Source organism: Aeromonas rivipollensis, assembly GCF_010974825.1.
Taxonomy (GTDB): domain Bacteria; phylum Pseudomonadota; class Gammaproteobacteria; order Enterobacterales; family Aeromonadaceae; genus Aeromonas; species Aeromonas rivipollensis.
Map to the genome: position 1 here is coordinate 64,219 of NZ_JAAILA010000004.1, position 8,763 is coordinate 72,981.

Consider the following 8,763-nt stretch of genomic DNA (forward strand, 5'->3'; position numbering starts at 1 on the left):
ATGGATCTCCTTTCCGCAATCAGTAGAAGGTTTTGCCCTGGGCGGCCATCTCGCGCAAGCGGTCGCTGACACGGTAGAGCGGGCCCAGGTCGGCATACTGGTCGGCTTGGGCCACGTAAGCGTCCAGACCTATGGTGTCCAGATAGCGGAACACGCCGCCGCGGAAGGGAGGGAAGCCCAGACCGTAGACCAGTGCTATGTCGGCCTCGGCCGGCGTGGCGACTATGCCCTCTTCCAGACAGAGCACCACCTCGTTGATCATGGGGATCATCATGCGGGCTATGATGGCGTCCTTGTCGAACTCCTGCTTCGGCTTGGCGATGGGGGTCAGCAGCTCGTAAGCAGCGGCGTCGGCCACCTTCTTCGGCTTGCCCTTCTTGTCCTGCTCGTAGGCGTAGAAGCCCTTGCCATTCTTCTGGCCGAAGCGGCTGGCGTCATACATCACGTCGATTGCGGTACGACCTTCCTTGCTCATGCGCGCCGGGAAGCCTTGTGCCATGACGTCACCGGCATGGTGACCTGTGTCGATGCCGACCACATCCAGCAGATAGGCGGGGCCCATGGGCCAGCCGAACTCCTTCTCCATCACCTTGTCGACGGCGGCGAAGTCGGCGCCATCGGCGACCAGCTTGTTGAAGCCAAAGAAGTAGGGGAAGAGCACGCGGTTGACGAAGAAGCCCGGGCAGTCGTTGACCACCACCGGGGACTTGCCCATGGCGGCGGCGTAGGCCACCACGCGATTGATGGTGTCGTCCGACGTCTGCTCGCCGCGGATGATCTCTACCAGAGGCATGCGGTGCACCGGGTTGAAGAAGTGCATGCCGCAGAAGTTCTCGGGGCGCTTCAGCCCCTTGGCCAGCAGGGAGATGGGAATGGTGGAGGTGTTGCTGGCGAGCACGGCGTCATCGCCGAGAACGGCTTCCACTTCGCCCAGCACGGCGGCCTTCACCTTGGGATTCTCGACCACGGCTTCGACCACCAGATCCACACCCTTCACGCTCTCATAGCTGAGGGTAGGGGTGATGGCGGAGAGCACCTGGCCCATCTTGATGCCGTCGATACGGCCCTTCTCGAGCTGGCCGTTAAGCAGCTTGGTGGCTTCGCCCATGCCCAGCGCCAGCGCCTTCTCGTTGATGTCCTTCATCACCGCCGGAATGCCCTTGCTGGCGGACTGGTAGGCGATGCCGCCCCCCATGATGCCGGCACCCAGTACGGCGGCGTGGCTGGTGGCCTTGGCAGCCTGCTTGGCGGCCTTCTTGGCCAGCGCCTTGATGTGCTGATCGTTGAGGAAGATGCCGACCAGCGCCTTGGCCACGTCTGTCTTGGCGAGCTTGATGAAACCTTGCGCCTCGACGTTGAGCGCCTCGTCGCGGCTCATGCTGGCGGCGGCCTCAACGGTTTTGACTGCTGTCATGGGCGCCGGATAGTGCTTGCCCGCCACGGCGGCAACCATGCCGGCGGCTGTGGTGAAGCTCATCATGGCTTCCAGCTTGGAGAGGCGCAGCGGCGCCTTCTTGGCGGCGCGACGGCGCTGCCAGTCCAGCTTGCCCGCGATGGCATCTCTCATCATCTGCACAGCGGCGCTCTGCAGCGCAGCGGGGGCGACCACGGCGTCGATGGCGCCTACCTTGAGGGCGTCATCGGCACGGTAATCCTTGCCTGTGGTGATCCACTCCAGCGCGTTGTCGGCGCCGATAAGGCGCGGCAGACGGACTGTGCCGCCAAAGCCCGGCATGATGCCGAGTTTGGTCTCGGGCAGGCCAATCTTGGCGGTGGTGTCAGCCAGACGGAAATCGGTGGAGAGTATGGTCTCGCAGCCGCCGCCCAGGGCGTGGCCCTTGATGGCGGACAGGGTCGGCACCGGCAGATCTTCGATGGCGCTGAAGATGTCGTTTGCCTTTTTCAGCCAGCCGAGCAGATCTTCTTGCGGCAGATCGAACAGTTCCAGGAATTCGGTGATGTCGGCGCCGACGATAAAGGCGTCTTTGCCGGAGGTGAGGATCAGACCTTTTAGTTCACGTTCTTGTTTTAATGCGGCGATCGCTTCGCTCAGCGAGAGCAGGGTAGCGCGATCCAGCTTGTTGACTGAACCCGGGGCATCAAACCTCAGCTCGGCAATGCCGTGTTCGAGGTAGCTGACCGACAGGGTTTCGCCTTGGTAGATCATGAGAGTGTCTCCTTGTTCCCACGCGGTGGGGGGCTTTGCTCCTTTCTCCCCAGCAGGGGGCGAGGCTCACTATTGATCCAAAAGGAGACATTTTCAACACCTATTTAAAACATTTGTTTAACAGATCTCGAGTAAAAGCTCCTCATCACAAAACGGGCAAAAGAGAGGCGCCTTGCGGCGCCTGCTCTGGATACGAGTCATTTATCAACTGGCCAGTTCCGGCCTGTTGCGATACTGGTTCAGTACCTCGGGGTCGGCGAGGGCATGGGTGTTGTTGACGGGCCTGTTGTGCACCACCTCCCGCACCGCCAGCTCGACTATCTTGCCGGACTTGGTGCGGGGGATGGCATCCACCTGCAGGATGCGGGCGGGCACGTGGCGGGCCGTGCTGTGCTCGCGGATCTGCTGGCGAATGCGCTCGCGCAGGGGCTCGTCCAGCTTTAGGCCGGGCTTGAGCTTGACGAAGAGCACCACCCGCTCGTCCTGCTGCCACTGCTGGCCGATGACGATGCTCTCCTCCACCTCGTCCAGCTGTTCCACGTAGCGGTAGATCTCGCTGGTGCCGATGCGCACCCCCCCCGGGTTGAGGGTGGCATCGGAGCGGCCATAGAAGAGGATGCCGCCGGTCGGGGTCAGCTCTATCCAGTCCCCGTGGCACCAGATGTTGTCGAACCGCTCGAAGTAGGCGGCGTGGTACTTGTCGCCGTTCTCGTCGCCCCAGAAGTAGATGGGCTGGGCCGGGAATGGCTTGGTGCAGACCAGTTCCCCCTTCTCCCCCTGTACCGGCTGGCCGGCCTCGTTGAACACCTGCACCGCGAGGCCGAGGCCGCGGCCCTGGCTCTCGCCGCGATAGACGGGGCTCAAGGGGTTGCCGATGACGAAGCAGGAGCAGATGTCGGTGCCGCCGGAGATGGAGCTGAGTTGCACATCCTGTTTGATCCCCTGATAGACATAGTCAAACCCCTCCGGCGACAGCACAGATCCGGTGCTGCAGATAAGCCGCAGGGCCGGCAACTGGTGGGTGGTGATCGGGGCATAACCCTGCTTGTGCAGGGCATCCAGATACTTGGCCGAGGTGCCAAACAGGCTGACCTGCTCGTCGCGGGCCAGATCCCAGAGCGCGTTGCCATCCGGGTAGAAGGGAGAGCCGTCGTAGAGCACCAGGGTGGCGCCGGAGGCGAGGGCGCTCACCAGCCAGTTCCACATCATCCAGCCGCAGGTGGTGAAGTAGAACACCCGTTCCCCCGGCTTGATGTCGCAGTGCAGCTGGTGCTCTTTCAGGTGCTGTAGCAGGGTGCCGCCTATGCCGTGGACTATGCACTTGGGTTTGCCCGTGGTGCCGGAGGAGTAGAGGATGTAGAGCGGATCGTTGAAGGCCATGGACTCGAAGGCGAGCTGGGCCCCGGGCTGGCTCGCCAGCACCTGATGCCAGTCGTGACCGAGCTGCAGGGGGTTGCCAAGCAGGGGGATCATCACAGTCTGCTCTATGCTGTCTAACTGGCTCACCACGCTGGCGACCTTGGCCTGAATGTCGATGGCCTTGCCGCCATAGCGGTAGCCATCCACCGCAAACAGCACCCGGGGCCGGGTCTGGCCGAAGCGCTCCACCACGCTGGCTTCACCGAAGTCGGGGCTGGTGGAGGTCCAGATAGCGCCCAGGCTGGTGGTGGCCAGCATGGCAACCACGGTTTCCGAAATATTGGGTAGATAGGCGGCGACCACGTCGCCACGGCCTATGCCCTGGCTGCGCAGCCACTGGGCCAGTCGGGCCACCCGATCGCCGAGCTCGGCCCAGCTCAGGGTCTGGCTCACCCCCCCTTCGAGGCGGGAGATGATGGCCGGGCTCTCGTCCTGGCGGCGCAACAGGTTCTCGGCAAAGTTGAGCCGGCTGTCGGGGAACCAGCGGGCGCGCTGCATCTCCTGGCGGTTCTCCGCCACTATGTCCCCCAGCTCTCCCTTGACGCCGCAGTGCTGCCACACCAGCGGCCAGAAACGGGTGGTCTTCTCCACCGACCACTGATAGAGGTCGGCGTAGCTGCGTAATTGCAGGCCGTGGAAGTGGTTGACCTCGGCCATGAACTGGTGGAGGTTGGAGTGCTGCATCCTGTCCTGATCCGGTTTCCACAGACAAAGGTTTTGCATGAATCGTTCCTGACTGCTGATATCTACTGTCTACCGGCAGTGTATTGAATTGTGTTTGATTTGTTAATGATTGGTTTTCTGTTGATAACAAACACTTTGTAACGCATGCGTTACCTCACGAAGCGGCAGCTTGACGGGTCGAGCCGCCCCGAGCTTGGTGTTATGCTGCTATCACATTCACCTCGGAGCAGGACGCCATGAGCAGCTACAGCCAACTTTTTGCCCAGCACCTAGACACCCTGCAGCAGCGCACCCGCGACATTCTGCAACAACAGGGGCTCAGCGGGCTGGCCATCCACTCCGGCCAGACCCACCGCATCTTCCTCGACGATCAGGATTACCCCTTCAAGGTCAATCCGCACTTCAAGGCCTGGTTGCCGGTGCTGGACAATCCCCACTGCTGGCTGCTGGTGGACGGGGTGAGCAAACCGGTGCTGCTGTTCTACCGGCCGGTGGACTTCTGGCACAAGGTGGCGGACCTGCCCAATGCCTTCTGGGTCGACTTCTTCGACATCCGTTTCCTGACCAAGCCGGAGCAGGTGGCGGATCACTTGCCAGCCGACAAGCAGGAGTGGGCCTATCTGGGCGGTCATCTCGAGGTGGCCCAGCTGGTGGGATTGGGACAGCCCAATCCGGAGGCGGTGCTCAATTACCTGCACTACCACCGTGCCTACAAGACGCCCTATGAGTTGGAGTGTCTGCGGGCGGCGAATCGGCTCGGGGTGCGCGGCCACATTGCGGCCAAGGACTCCTTCATGGCGGGGGCGAGCGAGTTCGAGATCAACCTGGCCTACATGAAGGCGGTCGGGCAGGGGGCCAATGAGGCGCCCTATGGCAACATAGTCGCCATCAACCGCAACGCGGCCATCCTCCATTACACCCATCTGTCGACCCAGCGGGTACCGGATGCGGAGCGCCACTCCTTCCTGATCGATGCCGGGGCGGATTATCACGGCTATGCCTCCGACATCACCCGCACCTGGGCCTGGCGCCGGGGCGAGTTTGCCGATCTCATCGCGGCGCTGGATGCGCAGCAGCAGGAGATCATCGCGGAGATCAAACCCGGTCGCCGTTACAGCGAGCTGCATCTGCAGATGCACCACAGACTGGCGCGCTTGCTGCAGGCCACCGAGCTGGTGGACATGTCGGTGGACGAGATGATCCACACCGGTGTCACCAATGTGTTCTTCCCCCATGGCCTGGGGCACTTCCTCGGCCTGCAGGTGCACGATGCCGGTGGCTTCATGCAGGACGAGCGGGGTACCCACCTGGCGGCGCCCGAGCAGTTCCCCTACCTGCGCTGCACCCGGGTGATGGAGGTGGGGCAGGTGTTCACCATAGAACCCGGCCTCTACTTCATCGACAGTCTGCTGGAGCCGCTGCGCCAGGGTGAGCAGGGCAAGCGGGTCAACTGGAACAAGGTCGAGGCGCTGCGCCCCTTCGGTGGCATCCGGATCGAGGACAACGTCGTCCTGCATGGGGACGGGGTGGAGAACCTCACCAGGCAAGCAGGGCTCTGATGGCGGCAGACTATGCCATTCCGGCCGCGCCGCTGGAGCTTTGCGAGGAGATCAAGAAGAGTCGCTTCATCACCCTGATTGCCCATGCGCCGACGGTCGAGGCCGCCAAGGCCTGGATCGGCGAGGTGAAGCGGCAGCACCCGACGGCCCGGCACCATTGCTGGGCCTTCGTCGCCGGGGCTCCGCAAGACAGCCAGGTCTATGGCTTCAGCGATGACGGTGAACCCTCGGGCACCGCCGGCAAACCCATGATGGCCCAGCTGATGGGGGCCGGCATCGGCGAGATAGCGGCCGTGGTGGTGCGTTACTATGGTGGCGTCCTGCTCGGGACCGGCGGCCTGGTCAAGGCCTATGGCGGCGGGGTGGGGGCGGCGCTCAAGCGGCTCGAGACCCGCATCAAGCGCCAGCAAACCCCTTCCCTTATCTGCTGCGACTATGGCGACATGGGGGCGGTGGAAGCCCTGATCTCAGCCCACCAGGGGCAGTTGCTGGCCGCCGATTATGGTCAGCAGGTTCGCCTGCAGGTGGCCTGGGATGCGGCCATCTGGAGTCAGGTGGATCAGGAAATGACAGACCGAACCCATGGCCGGGTATCTCTTCGCCCCTTAGATGGCTAGAATCCATCGCTCTTTTAGCCTGAAGGGGGAGCCGGAATGCAGATTCTGAGCATCATTCGTATCGTTGGTCTCTTGGTCGCGCTGTTCAGCTCGACCATGCTGCTGCCAGCGATGGTTGCTTTTGGGTATCGCGATGGTGGCGGTGCCGAGTTTGTGAACTCCTTCTTCATCGCCCTCCTGCTCGGTGCCCTGCTCTGGTTCCCCAATCGCCATCAGAAGAAAGACCTCAGATCCAAGGAAGGCTTCCTCATAGTGGTGCTGTTCTGGGTGGTGCTGGGCAGCGTGGGGGCCGTCCCCTTCATCATCAGCGACGTGCCGAATATGTCAGTCTCCGAGGCCTTCTTCGAATCTTTCTCCGGCCTGACGACCACGGGGGCGACAGTGCTGACCGGGCTGGACGATCTGCCCAAGGCCTTTCTGTTCTACCGCCAGCTGCTGCAATGGCTGGGGGGCATGGGGATCATAGTGCTGGCCGTGGCGGTTCTGCCGTTGCTGGGGATCGGGGGCATGCAGCTCTATCGTGCCGAGATCCCGGGGCCGGTCAAGGACAACAAGGTAACCCCGCGCATCGCCGAGACGGCCAAGGCGCTCTGGTTCATCTATCTGTTGCTGACCACCCTCTGTGCCCTGGCCTACTGGATGGCGGGGATGACGCTGTTCGATGCCATCTGCCACTCCTTCTCCACCTTGTCGGTGGGCGGCTTCTCGACCCACGATGCCAGCATAGGCTTCTTCAACAGCCCGGCCATCAACCTGATCACTGTGCTGTTCCTGCTGCTGGCCAGCGTCAACTTCGCCCTGCATTTCATGGTATTCGCCCACAAGCCCGTGCGATTGAGCAGCTATCTGCGGGACTCCGAGTTGAAGGTGTTCCTGGGCATCCAGGGCGTGCTGGTGCTGATCTGCTTCGTCTCCCTGCTGTTCCATGGTCACTACGCCACCTGGCAGGAGGCGCTCAACCACGGCCTGTTCCAGGCGGTCTCCCTTGGCACGACCACGGGCTACAGCACGACCAGCTATGCCGACTGGCCCTCTTTTCTGCCCATGTTGCTGATGTTCTCGGCCTTTATTGGCTGCTGTGCCGGCAGCACGGGGGGCGGCATCAAGGTGATGCGCTTCATGATCCTGTTCCTGCAGGGGATGCGCGAGCTCAAGCGACTGGTGCACCCGCGGGCCATCTATACCCTGAAACTGGGCCGTCGTGCGGTGCCGGAGCGGATCGTCGAGGCGGTGTGGGGCTACTTCGCCACCTACATCATACTGTTCTTCATCTTCATGCTGTTGTTGCTGATGACAGGGTTGAACGAGGTGACCGCGTTCACGGCGGTGGCGGCCGCCTTCACCAACGTGGGGCCCGGGTTGGGGGAGGTATCCAGCAACTTTGGCAATATCTCGGCGACGGCACAGTGGATACTAGTGGTTGCCATGCTGTTTGGTCGATTGGAAATATTTACACTTCTGGTACTGTTTACTCCTGCATTCTGGCGTAGTTGAGGTTGGTATGGACAAGATTTTGGTGCTTTATTCTTCCCGGGACGGGCAAACGCGGAAAATTGTGGATGTCATGCTGGAAGAGATATCAGGATGCGAAGTGGTGATGCAGGATCTGCACACCCTGCCGATGTGCAACCTCAGCAAGTATGCCAAGGTATTGATCGGCGCCTCCATCCGCTATGGCAACTTCCACCCCAGCCTGCTCAGCTTTATACATGCACACCATGAACAGCTGGAAGTGGCCAACGCTGCCTTCTTCTGTGTCAACCTGACGGCGCGCAAGCCCGAGAAGCAGACACCGCAGACCAATGCTTATATGAAGAAGTTTCTGCGTCTCTCACCGTGGAAGCCGAAGACACTGGGAGTGTTTGCCGGTGCGCTGCGATATTCCCGCTACAACTGGTGGCAGACCCGCATCATTCAGCTGATCATGACGATCACCGGCGGCAGTACGGATACCAGCAAGGACGTCGAATTCACCGATTGGGAAAAGGTACGCGCCTTTGCCCGGGAATTCTGGTCAAAAAGGTAGCAAATCCGCACCCTTGCTCGTTGACGCCCCGCTTATGCGGGGCGTTTTGTTTGATAAATAGGCGCTTGAACCACCAAACTGCAAAAAGTGCCATTTTTTTGCAGTATTACCCTTGCCATCCCGGCGCGGCTCCCTATAATGCGCCCCTACCAGCACGGCGGAACACGCCGAACTGATGAGCCAGCTTCCTAGCGAAGTGGGCGCCGAAAGAAAAGCGAAAACAACCGCTTGACTTTCGAAGTGAGGAGCGTAAGATGCGCCTCCTCAACGCGATAAGCGTGACGCTCTTTA

General features: G+C 61.5%; 6 protein-coding genes. 4 read left to right on the forward strand and 2 right to left on the reverse strand.

Annotated elements, in window-relative coordinates:
* Positions 1–19: 19 nt before the first annotated feature.
* Positions 20–2,167 (reverse strand): fatty acid oxidation complex subunit alpha FadB, encoded by a 2,148-nt coding sequence (gene fadB, locus G4923_RS02890; RefSeq protein ID WP_163135461.1) that lies wholly within the window; start codon positions 2,165–2,167, stop codon positions 20–22.
* 204 nt (positions 2,168–2,371) lie between these two features.
* Complete coding sequence (locus G4923_RS02895) at positions 2,372–4,309, reverse strand: acetoacetate--CoA ligase (RefSeq protein ID WP_163135462.1); 1,938 nt, start codon at positions 4,307–4,309, stop codon at positions 2,372–2,374.
* A 197-nt stretch (positions 4,310–4,506) separates the two neighbouring features.
* On the opposite strand from G4923_RS02895, the gene pepQ reads away from it, so the two are divergent.
* From pepQ to hemG, 4 genes are read left to right on the forward strand one after another with little or no spacing between them, the layout of a single operon-like run.
* Positions 4,507–5,829, forward strand: coding sequence for a Xaa-Pro dipeptidase (pepQ, locus tag G4923_RS02900; protein ID WP_106885442.1), 1,323 nt, complete (start codon positions 4,507–4,509; stop codon positions 5,827–5,829).
* A complete protein-coding gene (locus G4923_RS02905; RefSeq protein WP_163135463.1) occupies positions 5,829–6,446 on the forward strand; it encodes a YigZ family protein in 618 nt (205 codons plus the stop codon). Before pepQ ends, G4923_RS02905 begins: the two co-directional genes overlap by 1 nt.
* Before the next feature lie 36 nt (positions 6,447–6,482).
* Positions 6,483–7,940, forward strand: a complete 1,458-nt coding sequence (locus tag G4923_RS02910; RefSeq protein WP_106885444.1) for a TrkH family potassium uptake protein — start codon at positions 6,483–6,485, stop codon at positions 7,938–7,940.
* Positions 7,941–7,947: 7 nt separating this feature from the next.
* Complete coding sequence (gene hemG / locus G4923_RS02915; protein WP_025328783.1) at positions 7,948–8,472, forward strand: menaquinone-dependent protoporphyrinogen IX dehydrogenase; 525 nt, start codon at positions 7,948–7,950, stop codon at positions 8,470–8,472.
* Positions 8,473–8,763 lie beyond the last annotated feature (291 nt).

Excerpts from the sequence above, each read along its gene's own strand:
- fadB (WP_163135461.1), bottom strand. The coding sequence starts at position 2,167 with ATGATCTACCAAGGCGAAACCCTGTCGGTCAGCTACCTCGAACACGGC.
- G4923_RS02895 (WP_163135462.1), bottom strand. The coding sequence starts at position 4,309 with ATGCAAAACCTTTGTCTGTGGAAACCGGATCAGGACAGGATGCAGCAC.
- pepQ (WP_106885442.1), top strand. The coding sequence starts at position 4,507 with ATGAGCAGCTACAGCCAACTTTTTGCCCAGCACCTAGACACCCTGCAG.
- G4923_RS02905 (WP_163135463.1), top strand. The coding sequence starts at position 5,829 with ATGGCGGCAGACTATGCCATTCCGGCCGCGCCGCTGGAGCTTTGCGAG.
- G4923_RS02910 (WP_106885444.1), top strand. The coding sequence starts at position 6,483 with ATGCAGATTCTGAGCATCATTCGTATCGTTGGTCTCTTGGTCGCGCTG.
- hemG (WP_025328783.1), top strand. The coding sequence starts at position 7,948 with ATGGACAAGATTTTGGTGCTTTATTCTTCCCGGGACGGGCAAACGCGG.